Below are 16,174 nucleotides of genomic sequence, written 5' to 3' on the forward strand. Positions count from 1 at the left end.
ATGACATGGAATACACCAAAACCAGGCGAGTGGAAGAGTGAGGAGCTTAGTCAAGGGCGTATCATTGACTATAAGGCTTTTAACTTTGTGGATGGAGAAGGGGTGCGCAATTCTCTCTATGTAGCCGGCTGCATGTTTCACTGTGAGGGCTGTTACAATGTAGCGACCTGGTCCTTTAATGCAGGAATTCCTTATACTCCAGAGTTGGAAGAACAAATCATGGCAGACTTAGCCCAGCCCTATGTTCAAGGATTGACTTTGCTGGGAGGAGAGCCATTCCTCAATACAGGTATTCTTTTGCCCCTTGTAAAACGCATTCGGAAAGAATTGCCAGAAAAAGACATCTGGTCTTGGACAGGATACACCTGGGAAGAAATGATGTTGGAGACGCCTGATAAACTAGAACTTTTATCCCTGATTGATATCCTGGTAGATGGTCGCTATGATAAAAGTAAGCGTAATCTCATGCTTCAGTTCCGTGGCTCTTCCAACCAACGGATTATCGATGTGCAAAAGTCTCTCCAAAGTGGAAAGGTAGTCATTTGGGACAAGCTTAACGATGGAAAAGAAAGCTATGAACAGGTGAAGAGAGAATGAAGAAAAAAGAGTTAATAGAAAGACTAGTATCAGAAATAGAGTTGGGAAAAGTAAAAACACTGGGTATCTACGGCCATGGAGCTTCAGGAAAATCAACTTTTGCTCAAGAATTGTACCAAGTATTGGATGCTGAAAAGGTAAATTTACTAGAGACAGATCCCTATATTACTTCGGGACGACATTTAGTGGTACCTAAAGAGACACCAGACCAAAAGGTGACAGCATGTTTGCCGGTAGCGCATGAGCTGGCGAGTTTACAAAGAGATATCCTCGCTTTGCAGGCGGGTATGGATGTCTTGACAATCGAAGAACCTTGGAAAGGTAGCGAGATCTTATCTGGAGCAAAACCAATTCTGATAGTCGAAGGGATGTCTGTGGGTTTTCTTCCTAAGGAAATCTTTGACAAAACCATTTGTTTCTACACAGATGAGGAGACCGAATTAAAGAGACGTCTAGCTCGAGATACGACTGTGAGAAATGGCGATGCATCCATTATATTGGCTAGTCAGCAGATGAGACGAGAGCAGTATCTACAATACTATAAAGAAACCGAGTCAAGAGCTGATATCTTGGTAGATCAATCAGATGATAAATTTCAAATTAAAACTAACATTATATAGAAGAAAAGGCAGATAATCTAGCACTTAAATATGAAAATTTATTAAAATGGAATAAGAAAACAGTTTCATCTAAAAAATTTAAAAAAACCTGTCAAATCCCTTGCAATCACAGGGGCTTTGTGTTATTCTATTATGGTGCTGTAAATTACAGCTTTAGCTTTGATGCAAGAGGTTGCGACACGCTCGGTTGCATTGCCACGCAACGCGCGTCGGTTTTCTTGTGGAGCTAGCCTATTATCTTAAATAGACGAAAAGGAGAAAAAGATGGCAAACAAAAAAATCCGTATCCGTTTGAAAGCTTACGAACACCGTACGCTTGACACAGCGGCTGCAAAAATCGTAGAATCAGCTACTCGTACAGGTGCACAAGTTGCGGGTCCAATCCCACTTCCAACTGAGCGTAGCCTCTACACAATCATTCGTGCGACTCACAAATACAAAGACTCTCGCGAACAATTTGAAATGCGTACACACAAACGTTTGATCGACATCGTTAACCCAACTCAAAAAACAGTTGACGCTTTGATGAAATTGGATCTTCCAAGTGGTGTAAACGTAGAAATCAAACTTTAATTTAAAGCTTGATAACTTGAGCATAAAAAACGCTCGTTAAAAACTTTTTGAATAAAAAATATAGAAAAGGAACTATTTTCTCATGACAAAAGGAATCTTAGGGAAAAAAGTGGGAATGACTCAAATCTTCACTGAAGCTGGCGAATTGATCCCTGTAACAGTTATTGAAGCAACTCCAAACGTTGTTCTTCAAGTTAAAACTGTTGAAACAGACGGATACAACGCTATCCAAGTTGGTTTCGATGACAAACGCGAAGTATTGAGCAACAAACCTGCTAAAGGACATGTAGCAAAAGCTAACACGGCTCCTAAGCGCTTCATTCGTGAATTCAAAAACGTTGAAGGCTTGGAAGTTGGTGCTGAAATCACAGTTGAAACATTCGCAGCTGGAGACGTTGTTGACGTAACTGGCACTTCTAAAGGTAAAGGTTTCCAAGGTGTTATCAAACGCCATGGACAATCACGTGGACCTATGGCTCACGGTTCTCGTTACCACCGTCGTCCAGGTTCTATGGGACCTGTTGCACCTAACCGCGTATTCAAAGGTAAAAACCTTGCAGGACGTATGGGTGGCGACCGTGTAACAATTCAAAACCTTGAAGTTGTACAAGTTGTTCCAGAAAAGAACGTTATCCTTATCAAAGGTAACGTACCAGGTGCTAAGAAATCTCTTATCACTATCAAATCAGCAGTTAAAGCTGGTAAATAATAAGGAAAGGGGAATACAGTCAAAATGGCAAATGTAACATTATTCGACCAAACTGGTAAACAAGCGGGCGAAGTTGTTCTTAACGATGCAATCTTTGGTATCGAACCAAACCAATCTGTTGTGTTTGATGTCATCATCAGCCAACGTGCTAGCCTTCGTCAAGGAACTCACGCTGTTAAAAACCGTTCAGCCGTTTCAGGTGGCGGACGCAAACCATGGCGTCAAAAAGGAACTGGACGTGCTCGTCAAGGTTCTATCCGCTCTCCACAATGGCGTGGTGGTGGAATCGTCTTCGGACCAACTCCACGTAGCTATGCGTACAAACTTCCTCAAAAAGTTCGTCGCCTTGCACTAAAATCTGTTTACTCAGAAAAAGTTGCTGAAAACAAATTTGTAGCCGTTGATTCTCTTGAATTTACAGCTCCAAAAACTGCTGAATTTGCAAAAGTTCTTGCAGCTTTGAGCATCGATTCTAAAGTCCTTGTTATTCTTGAAGAAGGAAACGAATTCGCAGCTCTTTCAGCTCGTAACCTTCCAAACGTGAAAGTTGCGACTGCTACAACTGCAAGTGTTCTTGACATCGCAAATAGTGACAAACTTCTTGTTACTCAAGCAGCTATCTCTAAAATCGAGGAGGTTCTTGCATAATGAATTTGTATGATGTTATCAAAAAACCTGTAATCACTGAAAGCTCAATGGCTCAACTTGAAGCAGGAAAATATGTATTTGAAGTTGACACTCGTGCGCACAAACTTTTGATCAAGCAAGCTGTTGAAGCTGCTTTCGAAGGTGTTAAAGTTGCAAATGTTAACACAATCAACGTAAAACCTAAAGCTAAACGTGTTGGACGTTACACTGGTTTTACTAACAAAACTAAAAAAGCTATCATCACACTTACAGCTGATTCAAAAGCAATCGAGTTGTTTGCTGCTGAAGCTGAATAATCTAAGGAGGAAATATCGTGGGAATTCGTGTTTATAAACCAACAACAAACGGTCGCCGTAATATGACTTCTTTGGATTTCGCTGAAATCACAACAAGCACACCAGAAAAAACTTTGCTTGTTGCTTTGAAGAACAAGGCTGGTCGTAACAACAACGGTCGTATCACTGTTCGTCACCAAGGTGGTGGACACAAACGTTTCTACCGTTTGGTTGACTTTAAACGTAACAAAGATAACGTTGAAGCAGTTGTTAAAACTATCGAGTACGATCCAAACCGTTCTGCAAACATCGCTCTTGTGCACTACACTGACGGTGTGAAAGCATACATCATCGCTCCAAAAGGTCTTGAAGTTGGTCAACGTATCGTTTCAGGTCCTGAAGCAGATATCAAAGTAGGTAACGCTCTTCCACTTGCTAACATCCCAGTTGGTACTTTGGTTCACAACATTGAGTTGAAACCAGGTCGTGGTGGTGAATTGGTTCGTGCTGCTGGAGCTTCTGCTCAAGTATTGGGACAAGAAGGTAAATACGTTCTTGTTCGTCTTCAATCAGGCGAAGTTCGTATGATTCTTGGAACTTGTCGTGCTACAGTTGGTGTTGTCGGAAATGAACAACATGGACTTGTAAACCTTGGTAAAGCGGGACGTAGCCGTTGGAAAGGTATCCGTCCAACAGTTCGTGGTTCTGTAATGAACCCTAACGACCACCCACACGGTGGTGGTGAAGGTAAAGCACCAGTTGGTCGTAAAGCACCATCTACTCCATGGGGCAAACCTGCTCTTGGTCTTAAAACTCGTAACAAGAAAGCGAAATCTGACAAACTTATCGTTCGTCGTCGCAACGAGAAATAATTTAAAACTAGTCGCTTAAGCAACTAGAAATTCCGCCAGCTCGGTAGCGCTCCTTGTGAGCGCAAGCCGCTGTGGTACAAAATTTAAAGGAGAAAATATAAAAATGGGACGCAGTCTTAAAAAAGGACCTTTCGTCGATGAGCATTTGATGAAAAAAGTTGAAGCTCAAGCTAACGACGAAAAGAAAAAAGTTATCAAAACTTGGTCACGTCGTTCAACGATCTTCCCAAGTTTCATTGGTTACACTATCGCAGTTTATGATGGACGTAAACACGTACCTGTTTACATCCAAGAAGACATGGTAGGTCACAAACTTGGTGAATTCGCACCAACTCGTACTTACAAAGGTCACGCCGCAGACGACAAGAAGACACGTAGAAAATAAGGAGAACATAAATGGCAGAAATTACTTCAGCTAAAGCAATGGCTCGCACAGTACGTGTTTCACCTCGTAAATCACGTCTTGTTCTTGACAACATCCGTGGTAAAAGCGTAGCCGATGCAATCGCAATTTTGACATTCACTCCAAACAAAGCTGCTGAAATCATCTTGAAAGTTTTGAACTCAGCTGTAGCTAACGCTGAAAACAACTTTGGTTTGGATAAAGCTAACTTGGTAGTATCTGAAGCATTCGCAAACGAAGGACCAACTATGAAACGTTTCCGTCCACGTGCGAAAGGTTCAGCTTCACCAATCAACAAACGTACAGCTCACATCACTGTAGCTGTTGCAGAAAAATAAGGAGGTAAAATCGTGGGTCAAAAAGTACATCCAATTGGTATGCGTGTCGGCATCATCCGTGATTGGGATGCCAAATGGTATGCTGAAAAAGAATACGCGGATTACCTTCATGAAGATCTTGCAATCCGTAAATTCGTTCAAAAAGAACTTGCTGACGCAGCTGTTTCAACTATTGAAATCGAACGCGCAGTAAACAAAGTTAACGTTTCACTTCACACTGCTAAACCAGGTATGGTTATCGGTAAAGGTGGTGCTAACGTTGATGCACTTCGTGCTAAACTTAACAAATTGACTGGAAAACAAGTACACATCAACATCATCGAAATCAAACAACCTGATTTGGATGCTCACCTTGTTGGTGAAGGAATTGCTCGTCAATTGGAGCAACGTGTTGCTTTCCGTCGTGCACAAAAACAAGCAATCCAACGTGCAATGCGTGCTGGAGCTAAAGGAATCAAAACTCAAGTATCAGGTCGTTTGAACGGTGCAGATATCGCCCGTGCTGAAGGATACTCTGAAGGAACTGTTCCACTTCACACACTTCGTGCAGATATCGATTATGCTTGGGAAGAAGCAGACACTACATACGGTAAACTTGGTGTTAAAGTATGGATCTACCGTGGTGAAGTTCTTCCAGCTCGTAAAAACACTAAAGGAGGTAAATAACCAATGTTAGTACCTAAACGTGTTAAACACCGTCGTGAATTCCGTGGTAAAATGCGCGGTGAAGCTAAAGGTGGAAAAGAAGTAGCATTCGGTGAATACGGTCTTCAAGCTACGACTAGCCACTGGATCACTAACCGCCAAATCGAAGCTGCTCGTATCGCCATGACTCGTTACATGAAACGTGGTGGTAAAGTTTGGATTAAAATCTTCCCACACAAATCATACACAGCTAAGGCTATCGGTGTTCGTATGGGATCTGGTAAAGGGGCACCTGAAGGTTGGGTAGCACCAGTTAAACGTGGTAAAGTAATGTTTGAAGTTGCAGGTGTATCTGAAGAGATCGCTCGCGAAGCGCTTCGTCTTGCAAGCCACAAATTGCCAGTTAAATGTAAATTCGTAAAACGTGAAGCAGAATAAGGAGAAGGCATGAAACTTAATGAAGTAAAAGAATTTGTTAAAGAACTTCGTGGTCTTTCTCAAGAAGAACTCGCGAAGCGCGAAAACGAATTGAAAAAAGAATTGTTTGAACTTCGTTTCCAAGCTGCTACTGGTCAATTAGAACAAACAGCTCGCTTGAAAGAAGTTAAAAAACAAATCGCTCGTATCAAAACAGTTCAATCTGAAGCGAAATAATAGACTAGGGAAGGAGAAATTTCAATGGAACGCAATAATCGTAAAGTTCTTGTTGGACGTGTTGTATCTGACAAAATGGACAAGACAATCACAGTTGTAGTTGAAACAAAACGTAACCACCCAGTCTATGGTAAACGTATTAACTACTCTAAAAAATACAAAGCACATGATGAAAACAATGTTGCCAAAGAAGGCGATATCGTACGTATCATGGAAACTCGTCCGCTTTCAGCTACAAAACGTTTCCGTCTTGTAGAAGTCGTTGAAGAAGCGGTTATCATCTAATCAAACCTGAAAGGAGAAAACTGAAATGATTCAAACAGAAACTCGTTTGAAAGTCGCAGACAACAGCGGTGCACGCGAAATCTTGACTATCAAAGTTCTTGGTGGTTCTAAACGTAAATTTGCGAATATCGGTGATGTTATTGTGGCATCTGTAAAACAAGCTACTCCTGGTGGTGCGGTTAAAAAAGGTGACGTTGTTAAAGCAGTTATCGTTCGTACTAAATCAGGTGCTCGTCGTGCTGATGGTTCATACATCAAATTTGATGAAAACGCAGCAGTTATCATCCGTGAAGATAAAACTCCTCGCGGAACACGTATCTTTGGCCCAGTTGCACGTGAATTGCGTGAAGGTGGCTTCATGAAGATCGTGTCACTTGCTCCAGAAGTACTTTAATTTTCACAGAGCAAAAACAAACAAACACAGTCCCCTGGCTTAGCCAGGGTGCCCATTGGGCGTAAGAATAAAAGGAGAAAAAAATGTTTGTAAAAAAAGGCGACAAAGTTCGCGTAATCGCTGGTAAAGATAAGGGAACAGAAGCTGTTGTCCTTACTGCCCTTCCAAAAGTAAACAAAGTTATCGTTGAAGGTGTTAACATCGTTAAGAAACACCAACGTCCAACTAACGAACTTCCTCAAGGTGGTATCATCGAGAAGGAAGCAGCTATCCACGTATCAAACGTTCAAGTTTTGGACAAAAATGGTGTAGCTGGTCGTGTTGGTTACAAATTTGTAGACGGTAAAAAAGTTCGCTACAACAAAAAATCAGGCGAAGTGCTTGATTAATCACGAAGGAAAGGAGAAGTATAATGGCAAATCGTTTAAAAGAAAAATATCTTAATGAAGTAGTTCCTGCGTTGACAGAACAATTCAACTACTCATCAGTGATGGCTGTTCCTAAAGTAGATAAGATCGTTTTGAACATGGGTGTTGGTGAAGCTGTATCAAACGCTAAAAGCCTTGAAAAAGCTGCTGAAGAATTGGCGCTTATCTCAGGTCAAAAACCACTTATCACTAAAGCTAAAAAATCAATCGCCGGCTTCCGTCTTCGTGAAGGTGTTGCGATCGGTGCAAAAGTTACCCTTCGTGGTGAACGTATGTACGAATTCTTGGATAAATTGGTTTCAGTTTCACTTCCACGTGTGCGTGACTTCCACGGTGTTCCAACAAAATCATTTGATGGACGCGGAAACTACACACTTGGTGTGAAAGAACAATTGATTTTCCCAGAAATCAACTTCGATGACGTTGACAAAACTCGTGGTCTTGACATCGTTATCGTAACAACTGCTAACACTGACGAAGAGTCACGTGCATTGCTTACAGGCCTTGGAATGCCTTTTGCAAAATAATATAGGAGGTATAACTAATGGCTAAAAAATCTATGATTGCTAAGAACAAACGCCCAGCGAAGTTCTCTACTCAAGCATACACTCGCTGTGAACGTTGTGGACGTCCACACTCAGTTTACCGCAAGTTTAAACTTTGCCGTGTTTGCTTCCGTGAATTGGCATATAAAGGTCAAATCCCTGGTGTAACAAAAGCATCTTGGTAATATCATGATACAAAGAGCGTAACAACCCCAGCAAAAATAGGAGATTTGGTGCAGGAGCGATGCTCCAAGACAAATCTATCTTTTTTGCCCAGGTTGTAGCTCGTGTTCAAATGAGATTATCTTGTTTGAATGTGTCAATACTATCTGAGCCCAGCTCAATCATTAACTAGCAAGTGCAACTTGCAAACTACTAGTAAGAGGAGAAAATAAAATGGTTATGACTGACCCAATCGCAGACTTCCTAACTCGTATTCGTAACGCTAACCAAGCAAAACATGAAGTACTTGAAGTACCTGCATCAAACATCAAAAAAGGGATTGCAGAAATCCTTAAACGCGAAGGTTTTGTTAAGAACGTAGAAATCATCGAAGATGACAAACAAGGCATCATCCGTGTATTCCTTAAATACGGACCAAACGGTGAAAAAGTTATCACTAACTTGAAACGTGTTTCTAAACCAGGACTTCGTGTCTATAAAAAACGTGAAGATCTTCCAAAAGTACTTAACGGTCTTGGAATTGCTATCCTTTCAACTTCAGAAGGTTTGCTTACTGATAAAGAAGCTCGCCAAAAGAACGTTGGTGGGGAAGTTATCGCTTACGTTTGGTAATTGATGATGTGAGAGCGTTAAAAGAATGCAGTGAAAATAGGAAGTTTGTAGCAGGAGCGATGCTCCAAGACAAACTTATCTTTTTCACCAAATTCTTAGCTCGAACTCAAATCAAGATACAAAGTTCTTAGAGCGTGTTCGGTTCAGCTCTTGAACTAAATAAGTATCTTTAACCCCGTGAAAACTGGCCGTTATGGCCTGACAATTTAACAGGAGAATAAAAACATGTCACGTATTGGTAATAAAGTTATCGTGTTGCCTGCTGGTGTTGAAATCACTAACAATGACAACGTTGTAACTGTAAAAGGACCTAAAGGAGAACTTACTCGTGAGTTCTCAAAAGATATTGAAATTCGTGTGGAAGGTACTGAAGTAACTCTTCACCGTCCAAACGATTCAAAAGAAATGAAAACTATCCACGGAACTACTCGTGCTCTTTTGAACAACATGGTTATTGGTGTATCAGAAGGATTCAAGAAACAGCTTGAAATGCGTGGGGTTGGTTACCGTGCACAACTTCAAGGATCAAAACTTGTTTTGGCTGTTGGTAAATCACATCCAGACGAAGTTGAAGCTCCAGAAGGAATTACTTTTGAACTTCCAAACCCAACAACAATCGTTGTTAGCGGAATTTCGAAAGAAGTAGTTGGTCAAACAGCTGCTTACGTACGTAGCCTTCGTTCACCAGAACCATACAAAGGTAAAGGTATCCGTTACGTTGGCGAATATGTTCGTCTTAAAGAAGGTAAAACAGGTAAATAATATTGAGTGGTTGATTTTCAGCCACCAATATCATTTCCAACTTTGTGCATAGCACACGATTTAAAACTAAAGAGGTGAAAACTGTGATTTCTAAACCAGATAAAAACAAACTCCGCCAAAAACGCCACCGTCGCGTTCGCGGAAAACTCTCTGGAACTGCTGATCGCCCACGTTTGAACGTATTCCGTTCTAATACAGGCATCTACGCTCAAGTTATTGATGACGTAGCGGGTGTAACGCTCGCAAGTGCTTCAACTCTTGACAAAGAAGTTTCAAAAGGAACAAAAACTGAACAAGCCGTTGCTGTCGGTAAACTCGTTGCAGAACGTGCAAACGCTAAAGGTATTTCAGAAGTGGTGTTCGACCGCGGTGGATATCTATATCACGGACGTGTGAAAGCTTTGGCTGATGCAGCTCGTGAAAACGGATTGAAATTCTAATAGGAGGACACTAGAAAATGGCATTTAAAGACAATGCAGTTGAATTAGAAGAACGCGTAGTTGCTGTTAACCGTGTTACTAAAGTTGTTAAAGGTGGACGTCGTCTTCGTTTTGCAGCTCTTGTAGTCGTTGGTGACCACAATGGTCGCGTAGGATTTGGTACTGGTAAAGCTCAAGAAGTTCCAGAAGCAATCCGCAAAGCAGTAGAAGATGCTAAGAAAAACTTGATCGAAGTTCCTATGGTTGGAACAACAATCCCACACGAAGTTATTTCAGAATTCGGTGGAGCTAAAGTATTGTTGAAACCTGCTGTAGAAGGTTCTGGGGTTGCCGCTGGTGGTGCTGTTCGTGCCGTTATCGAGTTGGCAGGTGTAGCTGATGTTACATCTAAATCACTTGGCTCTAACACTCCAATCAACATTGTTCGTGCAACTGTTGAAGGTTTGAAACAATTGAAACGCGCTGAAGAAGTTGCTGCCCTTCGTGGTATCTCAGTTTCTGATTTGGCATAAGAAAGGGGATAAAATGGCTCAAATTAAAATTACTTTGACTAAGTCTCCAATCGGACGCATTCCATCACAACGTAAAACTGTTGTAGCACTTGGACTTGGCAAATTGAACAGCTCTGTTATTAAAGAAGATAACCCAGCAGTACGTGGTATGATCACTGCAGTATCTCACTTGGTAACAGTTGAAGAAGTAAACTAATTAAATTTTAGGGGATGTGCAGTATACCATCCCCTAAAACTAGATATAGTCATCTTTGATGACAAACGTATAGGCGAGTTGATAGGAGAGACAACCTTTTCTCTCTTATCGGCGCTAGCATTTTACAAAAGAGGAGAAAATATATAATGAAACTTCATGAATTGAAACCTGCAGAAGGTTCTCGTAAAACTCGTAACCGTGTTGGTCGTGGTACTTCATCAGGTAACGGTAAAACATCTGGTCGTGGTCAAAAAGGTCAAAAAGCTCGTAGCGGTGGCGGAGTACGTCTTGGTTTTGAAGGTGGACAAACTCCATTGTTCCGTCGTCTTCCAAAACGTGGATTCACTAACATCAACGCTAAAGAATACGCAATTGTTAACCTTGACCAATTGAACGTCTTTGAAGATGGTGCAGAAGTAACTCCAGTTGTTCTTATCGAATCAGGAATTGTTAAAGCTGAAAAATCAGGTATCAAGATTCTTGGTAACGGTGAGTTGACTAAGAAATTGTCTGTAAAAGCAGCTAAATTCTCTAAATCAGCTGAAGAAGCTATCACTGCTAAAGGTGGTTCAGTAGAAGTCATCTAAGAGAGGTGACCTATGTTTTTTAAATTATTGAGAGAAGCCTTCAAAGTCAAGCAAGTTCGATCAAAAATTCTTTTTACAATTTTTATCGTCTTTGTCTTCCGTATCGGGACTAGCATTACGGTTCCATGGGTGAATGCCAATAGCTTGAATGCTTTGAGTGGTCTATCTTTTCTAAATATGTTAAGTTTGGTGTCTGGTAATGCCATGAAAAACTTTTCAGTTTTTGCACTTGGTGTTAGTCCATACATTACTGCTTCTATCGTTGTCCAACTCTTACAAATGGATTTATTACCGAAGTTTGTAGAGTGGGGCAAACAAGGGGAAGTTGGTCGTAGAAAGTTGAACCAGGCAACTCGATATATTGCCCTTGTTCTTGCATTCGTGCAATCTATCGGAATTACTGCTGGTTTTAATGCTTTATCTGGAGCCAAACTTTTGACTGTTCCTTTAACACCACAAGTTTTCCTTGTGATTGGAGCAATCCTAACAGCGGGTAGTATGATTGTAACTTGGTTGGGAGAGCAAATTACTGATAAGGGTTATGGAAATGGTGTTTCTATGATTATCTTTGCGGGGATTGTTGCTTCAATTCCTGATATGATCAAGGGAATTTATGTTGACTACTTTGTCAATGTACCAAGCAGTCGCTTGACTTCATCCCTCATTTTTGTTGCTATCTTAATTGTAGCAGTCTTATTGATTGTTTACTTTACAACTTATGTTCAACAAGCTGAATATAAGATACCAATTCAGTATACTAAGGTAGCACAAGGAGCACCATCAAGTTCCTATCTTCCATTGAAGATTAACCCTGCAGGAGTTATTCCAGTTATCTTTGCTAGCTCAATTACAGCAGCACCAGCGGCAATTTTACAATTTGTAAGTGCATCTGGTCTTGATTGGGCCTGGGTACGTAGTGCTCAGGAGTTGCTATCTACAACAGCCCCTACAGGTATCGCTTTGTACGCTCTGTTGATTATCCTCTTTACATTCTTCTATACATTTGTACAGATTAATCCAGAGAAGGCAGCAGAAAATTTGCAAAAGAGCGGTGCTTATATCCACGGAGTCCGTCCTGGTAAAGGGACAGAAGAGTATATGTCAAAACTTCTTCGTCGTCTCGCAACAGTCGGTTCCCTCTTCCTAGGTGTCATTTCTATTTTACCTATTGTAGCTAAGGATTTATTCGGTCTTTCAGAAGTCGTTGCTTTTGGGGGGACAAGTCTTTTGATCATTATCTCAACAGGTATTGAAGGAATTAAACAATTGGAAGGTTATTTATTGAAACGTAAGTATGTTGGTTTCATGAATACAACAGAATAATTGTAATAGAAAAGAAAATTCACTATTGCTCAGAGAGTGGAGTTTAAAAATCAAAGACCTTGTCAGATTTTTATCTCCTCTCTTCTATTTTGTTTTTAAATAGGAGTCGAAATGAATTTTTGCTTCTATTTAAAAATAAAAAAGGAGTTTGAATCATGAATCTTTTGATTATGGGCTTACCTGGTGCAGGTAAGGGTACACAAGCAGCTAGAATTGTGGAACAATTCCATGTTGCTCATATCTCAACAGGTGATATGTTCCGTGCGGCAATGGCTAACCAAACTGAAATGGGTGTCTTAGCTAAGTCTTATATCGACAAAGGCGAGTTGGTTCCAGATGAAGTTACAAACGGAATCGTTAAAGAACGTTTGGCTCAAGATGACATTAAGGAAAAAGGATTCCTCTTAGACGGATTCCCTCGTACCATTGAACAAGCCCACGCTTTGGATCAAATTTTGGTAGACCTTGGTCTTGAACTTGAGGGTGTAATCAATATTGAAGTAGATCCATCATGTCTACTCGAACGTTTGAGCGGTCGTATCATTCACCGTGAAACTGGCGAAACTTTCCACAAAGTTTTCAACCCACCAGTTGATTACAAAGAAGAAGACTACTATCAACGTGAAGATGACAAACCAGAGACAGTGAAACGTCGTTTGGATGTCAATATTGCCCAAGGTGAACCGATTATTGCTCACTATCGTGCTAAAGGTTTGGTACATGATATCGAAGGTAATCAAGATATCAATGATGTATTTGCAGATATCGAAAAAGTATTGACAAAATTGAAATAAAAGCGTTTTTCATGCTTGCAAAATGTCTCTACAAATGTTATACTGAGTTAGTCTGACTTATAATTGTTGTCTCTGTGTCTAGAGGCATCAAATCGAAATTTATGGAGGTACTTTTGCGTGGCAAAAGACGATGTGATTGAAGTTGAAGGCAAAGTAGTTGATACCATGCCGAATGCAATGTTTACGGTTGAACTTGAAAATGGACATCAGATTTTAGCAACAGTTTCTGGTAAAATTCGTAAAAACTATATTCGTATTTTAGCGGGAGATCGTGTTACTGTCGAAATGAGTCCATATGACTTGACACGTGGACGTATCACTTACCGCTTTAAATAATCGAAAAACTTGGAGGGATAAGAAATGAAAGTAAGACCATCGGTCAAACCAATTTGCGAATACTGTAAAGTAATTCGTCGTAATGGTCGTGTTATGGTAATTTGCCCAGCAAATCCAAAACACAAACAACGTCAAGGATAAGATAGAAAGGAGAAAACATGGCTCGTATTGCTGGAGTTGACATTCCAAATGACAAACGCGTAGTAATTTCATTGACTTATGTGTACGGTATCGGACTTCCAACATCTAAGAAAATCTTGGCAGCTGCTGGAATTTCAGAAGATGTACGTGTTCGCGATCTTACATCAGATCAAGAAGATGCTATCCGTCGTGAAGTGGATGCAATCAAAGTTGAAGGTGACCTTCGTCGTGAAGTTAACTTGAACATCAAACGTTTGATGGAAATCGGTTCATACCGTGGTATCCGTCACCGTCGTGGACTTCCTGTCCGTGGACAAAACACTAAAAACAACGCTCGCACTCGTAAAGGTAAAGCTGTTGCGATTGCTGGTAAGAAAAAATAATATAGGAGGTAAAAGTCTTGGCTAAACCAACACGTAAACGTCGTGTGAAAAAGAATATCGAATCTGGTATTGCTCATATTCACGCTACATTTAATAACACTATTGTTATGATTACTGATGTGCATGGTAATGCAATTGCTTGGTCATCAGCTGGTGCTCTTGGTTTCAAAGGTTCTCGTAAATCTACACCATTTGCTGCTCAAATGGCTTCAGAAGCTGCTGCTAAATCTGCACAAGAACACGGTCTTAAGTCAGTTGAAGTTACTGTTAAAGGTCCAGGTTCTGGTCGTGAGTCAGCTATTCGTGCTCTTGCTGCCGCTGGTCTTGAAGTAACAGCAATTCGTGATGTGACTCCAGTGCCACACAATGGTGCTCGTCCTCCAAAACGTCGCCGTGTATAATCATAACCTTACACTGCTTTTCGTTTAAGAGGGAGTAACTAAATGATCGAGTTTGAAAAACCAAATATAACAAAAATTGATGAAAATAAAGATTATGGCAAGTTTGTAATCGAACCGCTTGAACGTGGTTACGGTACAACACTTGGTAACTCTCTTCGTCGTGTACTTCTAGCTTCTCTTCCAGGGGCTGCTGTAACATCTATCAATATCGAAGGTGTATTGCATGAATTTGATACAGTTCCGGGTGTTCGCGAAGACGTGATGCAAATCATTCTGAACATCAAAGGTATTGCAGTAAAATCTTACGTTAAAGACGAAAAGATCATTGAACTAGATGTGCAAGGTCCTGCTGAAATTACAGCTGGAGATATCTTGACAGATAGCGACATTGAAATTGTAAATCCAGATCATTATCTCTTTACAATCGGTGAAGGTTCTTCTCTAAAGGCGACAATGACTGTTAACAGTGGTCGTGGATATGTACCTGCTGATGAAAACAAAAAAGATAATGCACCAGTTGGAACACTTGCTGTAGATTCTATTTATACACCAGTTACAAAAGTCAACTATCAAGTTGAACCTGCTCGTGTAGGTAGCAATGATGGTTTCGACAAATTAACCCTTGAAATCTTGACTAATGGAACAATTATTCCAGAAGATGCTTTAGGGCTTTCAGCGCGTATCTTGACTGAGCACCTTGATTTGTTTACAAATCTTACAGAGATTGCTAAGTCAGCAGAAGTGATGAAAGAAGCTGATACTGAATCGGACGACCGTATCTTGGAACGTACGATTGAGGAACTTGACTTGTCTGTGCGTTCATACAACTGTTTGAAACGTGCCGGTATCAACACTGTGCATGATTTGACAGAAAAATCTGAAGCAGAGATGATGAAAGTAAGAAATCTTGGACGCAAGAGTTTGGAAGAAGTGAAAGTCAAACTCATTGATTTGGGTCTTGGATTAAAAGATAAATAAAGGAGGAATAAATGGCTTACCGTAAACTAGGACGCACTAGCTCACAACGTAAAGCAATGCTTCGCGATTTGACAACTGACCTTTTGATCAACGAATCAATCGTGACAACTGAAGCTCGTGCTAAAGAAATCCGTAAAACTGTTGAAAAAATGATTACTCTAGGTAAACGTGGTGATTTGCATGCACGTCGTCAAGCAGCTGCTTTCGTACGTAATGAAATCGCATCTGAAAACTATGATGAAGCAACTGATAAGTACACTTCTACTACAGCACTTCAAAAATTGTTCTCAGAAATCGCACCTCGTTATGCTGAGCGTAACGGTGGATACACTCGTATCCTTAAAACTGAACCACGTCGTGGTGATGCAGCGCCAATGGCGATCATCGAATTAGTATAAAATCATCAATTTTGTTGAGTGTTATGATGATGGAGTCTTGTGCTCTTAGTCTAGCTCTGGTCTACCGCTAGGACTTATGTCCTAGCGGGAACACTCATCATAAGATGATAAGGTAGACGCTTGTTTACGAAATTGTTTTTTT

General features: G+C 40.7%; 31 protein-coding genes. All 31 read left to right on the forward strand.

Annotated features, from left to right (window positions below; genetic code table 11):
• On the forward strand, nt 1-597 hold the full coding sequence (gene nrdG / locus ADH31_RS08000) for an anaerobic ribonucleoside-triphosphate reductase activating protein (RefSeq protein ID WP_045613165.1): 597 nt from the start codon (nt 1-3) through the stop codon (nt 595-597).
• On the forward strand, nt 594-1,217 hold the full coding sequence (locus ADH31_RS08005; RefSeq protein ID WP_049510047.1) for a uridine kinase family protein: 624 nt from the start codon (nt 594-596) through the stop codon (nt 1,215-1,217). Before nrdG ends, ADH31_RS08005 begins: the two co-directional genes overlap by 4 nt.
• 264 nt (nt 1,218-1,481) lie before the next feature.
• Nucleotides 1,482-1,790, forward strand: coding sequence for a 30S ribosomal protein S10 (rpsJ, locus tag ADH31_RS08010; protein ID WP_001284513.1), 309 nt, complete (start codon nt 1,482-1,484; stop codon nt 1,788-1,790).
• Between the two features lie 82 nt (nt 1,791-1,872).
• Nucleotides 1,873-2,499: a 50S ribosomal protein L3 gene (gene rplC / locus ADH31_RS08015; protein ID WP_000160197.1), complete on the forward strand. Its 627-nt coding sequence runs from the start codon at nt 1,873-1,875 to the stop codon at nt 2,497-2,499.
• 24 nt (nt 2,500-2,523) lie between these two features.
• Entirely contained in the window at nt 2,524-3,147 is a 624-nt protein-coding gene (gene rplD, locus ADH31_RS08020) for a 50S ribosomal protein L4 (RefSeq protein ID WP_000024549.1), read from the forward strand.
• The gene (locus ADH31_RS08025; RefSeq protein ID WP_001055347.1) at nt 3,147-3,443 is read left to right on the forward strand and encodes a 50S ribosomal protein L23; all 297 of its coding nucleotides are present in this window, start codon (nt 3,147-3,149) and stop codon (nt 3,441-3,443) included. Before rplD ends, ADH31_RS08025 begins: the two co-directional genes overlap by 1 nt.
• 17 nt (nt 3,444-3,460) lie before the next feature.
• Nucleotides 3,461-4,294 carry a 50S ribosomal protein L2 gene (gene rplB, locus ADH31_RS08030; protein ID WP_000512914.1) on the forward strand — a complete coding sequence of 278 codons (834 nt, stop codon included), beginning with the start codon at nt 3,461-3,463 and terminating at the stop codon, nt 4,292-4,294.
• A gap of 103 nt (nt 4,295-4,397) precedes the next feature.
• Nucleotides 4,398-4,679 (forward strand): 30S ribosomal protein S19, encoded by a 282-nt coding sequence (gene rpsS, locus ADH31_RS08035; RefSeq protein ID WP_000533766.1) that lies wholly within the window; start codon nt 4,398-4,400, stop codon nt 4,677-4,679.
• An 11-nt stretch (nt 4,680-4,690) separates the two neighbouring features.
• Nucleotides 4,691-5,035, forward strand: coding sequence for a 50S ribosomal protein L22 (gene rplV, locus ADH31_RS08040; protein ID WP_000818137.1), 345 nt, complete (start codon nt 4,691-4,693; stop codon nt 5,033-5,035).
• 12 nt (nt 5,036-5,047) lie between these two features.
• Nucleotides 5,048-5,701, forward strand: coding sequence for a 30S ribosomal protein S3 (gene rpsC / locus ADH31_RS08045; protein WP_000529936.1), 654 nt, complete (start codon nt 5,048-5,050; stop codon nt 5,699-5,701).
• A gap of 3 nt (nt 5,702-5,704) precedes the next feature.
• On the forward strand, nt 5,705-6,118 hold the full coding sequence (gene rplP, locus ADH31_RS08050; protein ID WP_000960948.1) for a 50S ribosomal protein L16: 414 nt from the start codon (nt 5,705-5,707) through the stop codon (nt 6,116-6,118).
• A gap of 9 nt (nt 6,119-6,127) precedes the next feature.
• Nucleotides 6,128-6,334: a 50S ribosomal protein L29 gene (rpmC, locus tag ADH31_RS08055; RefSeq protein WP_000772918.1), complete on the forward strand. Its 207-nt coding sequence runs from the start codon at nt 6,128-6,130 to the stop codon at nt 6,332-6,334.
• A gap of 24 nt (nt 6,335-6,358) precedes the next feature.
• Nucleotides 6,359-6,619, forward strand: coding sequence for a 30S ribosomal protein S17 (gene rpsQ / locus ADH31_RS08060; RefSeq protein WP_000440801.1), 261 nt, complete (start codon nt 6,359-6,361; stop codon nt 6,617-6,619).
• 25 nt (nt 6,620-6,644) lie between these two features.
• Nucleotides 6,645-7,013, forward strand: coding sequence for a 50S ribosomal protein L14 (gene rplN / locus ADH31_RS08065; protein WP_000616548.1), 369 nt, complete (start codon nt 6,645-6,647; stop codon nt 7,011-7,013).
• Between the two features lie 83 nt (nt 7,014-7,096).
• Nucleotides 7,097-7,402 carry a 50S ribosomal protein L24 gene (gene rplX / locus ADH31_RS08070; RefSeq protein WP_000497691.1) on the forward strand — a complete coding sequence of 102 codons (306 nt, stop codon included), beginning with the start codon at nt 7,097-7,099 and terminating at the stop codon, nt 7,400-7,402.
• A 23-nt stretch (nt 7,403-7,425) separates the two neighbouring features.
• A complete protein-coding gene (gene rplE, locus ADH31_RS08075; protein WP_000013542.1) occupies nt 7,426-7,968 on the forward strand; it encodes a 50S ribosomal protein L5 in 543 nt (180 codons plus the stop codon).
• 17 nt (nt 7,969-7,985) lie between these two features.
• Nucleotides 7,986-8,171, forward strand: a complete 186-nt coding sequence (locus ADH31_RS08080; protein ID WP_001085699.1) for a type Z 30S ribosomal protein S14 — start codon at nt 7,986-7,988, stop codon at nt 8,169-8,171.
• Nucleotides 8,172-8,382: 211 nt separating this feature from the next.
• Nucleotides 8,383-8,781, forward strand: coding sequence for a 30S ribosomal protein S8 (gene rpsH, locus ADH31_RS08085; RefSeq protein ID WP_000245504.1), 399 nt, complete (start codon nt 8,383-8,385; stop codon nt 8,779-8,781).
• Nucleotides 8,782-9,006: 225 nt separating this feature from the next.
• On the forward strand, nt 9,007-9,543 hold the full coding sequence (rplF, locus tag ADH31_RS08090) for a 50S ribosomal protein L6 (RefSeq protein ID WP_000086625.1): 537 nt from the start codon (nt 9,007-9,009) through the stop codon (nt 9,541-9,543).
• A gap of 83 nt (nt 9,544-9,626) precedes the next feature.
• Entirely contained in the window at nt 9,627-9,983 is a 357-nt protein-coding gene (gene rplR, locus ADH31_RS08095) for a 50S ribosomal protein L18 (protein WP_000624044.1), read from the forward strand.
• A 17-nt stretch (nt 9,984-10,000) separates the two neighbouring features.
• On the forward strand, nt 10,001-10,495 hold the full coding sequence (gene rpsE, locus ADH31_RS08100; protein WP_000874203.1) for a 30S ribosomal protein S5: 495 nt from the start codon (nt 10,001-10,003) through the stop codon (nt 10,493-10,495).
• Nucleotides 10,496-10,508: 13 nt separating this feature from the next.
• The gene (rpmD, locus tag ADH31_RS08105; protein WP_000057243.1) at nt 10,509-10,691 is read left to right on the forward strand and encodes a 50S ribosomal protein L30; all 183 of its coding nucleotides are present in this window, start codon (nt 10,509-10,511) and stop codon (nt 10,689-10,691) included.
• Nucleotides 10,692-10,837: 146 nt separating this feature from the next.
• The gene (gene rplO, locus ADH31_RS08110; protein WP_000766079.1) at nt 10,838-11,278 is read left to right on the forward strand and encodes a 50S ribosomal protein L15; all 441 of its coding nucleotides are present in this window, start codon (nt 10,838-10,840) and stop codon (nt 11,276-11,278) included.
• 12 nt (nt 11,279-11,290) lie between these two features.
• Complete coding sequence (gene secY / locus ADH31_RS08115) at nt 11,291-12,601, forward strand: preprotein translocase subunit SecY (protein ID WP_000465391.1); 1,311 nt, start codon at nt 11,291-11,293, stop codon at nt 12,599-12,601.
• 155 nt (nt 12,602-12,756) lie between these two features.
• The gene (locus ADH31_RS08120; RefSeq protein WP_049510050.1) at nt 12,757-13,395 is read left to right on the forward strand and encodes an adenylate kinase; all 639 of its coding nucleotides are present in this window, start codon (nt 12,757-12,759) and stop codon (nt 13,393-13,395) included.
• 117 nt (nt 13,396-13,512) lie between these two features.
• Nucleotides 13,513-13,731 (forward strand): translation initiation factor IF-1, encoded by a 219-nt coding sequence (gene infA / locus ADH31_RS08125; protein ID WP_001029883.1) that lies wholly within the window; start codon nt 13,513-13,515, stop codon nt 13,729-13,731.
• A gap of 24 nt (nt 13,732-13,755) precedes the next feature.
• Entirely contained in the window at nt 13,756-13,872 is a 117-nt protein-coding gene (gene rpmJ / locus ADH31_RS08130; RefSeq protein WP_001808836.1) for a 50S ribosomal protein L36, read from the forward strand.
• A gap of 17 nt (nt 13,873-13,889) precedes the next feature.
• A complete protein-coding gene (rpsM, locus tag ADH31_RS08135; RefSeq protein WP_049510052.1) occupies nt 13,890-14,255 on the forward strand; it encodes a 30S ribosomal protein S13 in 366 nt (121 codons plus the stop codon).
• Nucleotides 14,256-14,272: 17 nt separating this feature from the next.
• The gene (gene rpsK, locus ADH31_RS08140; protein WP_001118385.1) at nt 14,273-14,656 is read left to right on the forward strand and encodes a 30S ribosomal protein S11; all 384 of its coding nucleotides are present in this window, start codon (nt 14,273-14,275) and stop codon (nt 14,654-14,656) included.
• Nucleotides 14,657-14,698: 42 nt separating this feature from the next.
• Complete coding sequence (locus ADH31_RS08145; RefSeq protein WP_000568996.1) at nt 14,699-15,634, forward strand: DNA-directed RNA polymerase subunit alpha; 936 nt, start codon at nt 14,699-14,701, stop codon at nt 15,632-15,634.
• Nucleotides 15,635-15,645: 11 nt separating this feature from the next.
• Nucleotides 15,646-16,032: a 50S ribosomal protein L17 gene (gene rplQ / locus ADH31_RS08150; RefSeq protein WP_000331493.1), complete on the forward strand. Its 387-nt coding sequence runs from the start codon at nt 15,646-15,648 to the stop codon at nt 16,030-16,032.
• The last annotated feature ends 142 nt before the right edge of the window (nt 16,033-16,174 follow it).

It is taken from the genome of Streptococcus pseudopneumoniae (genome assembly GCF_001072375.1).
GTDB lineage: Bacteria > Bacillota > Bacilli > Lactobacillales > Streptococcaceae > Streptococcus > Streptococcus pseudopneumoniae_L.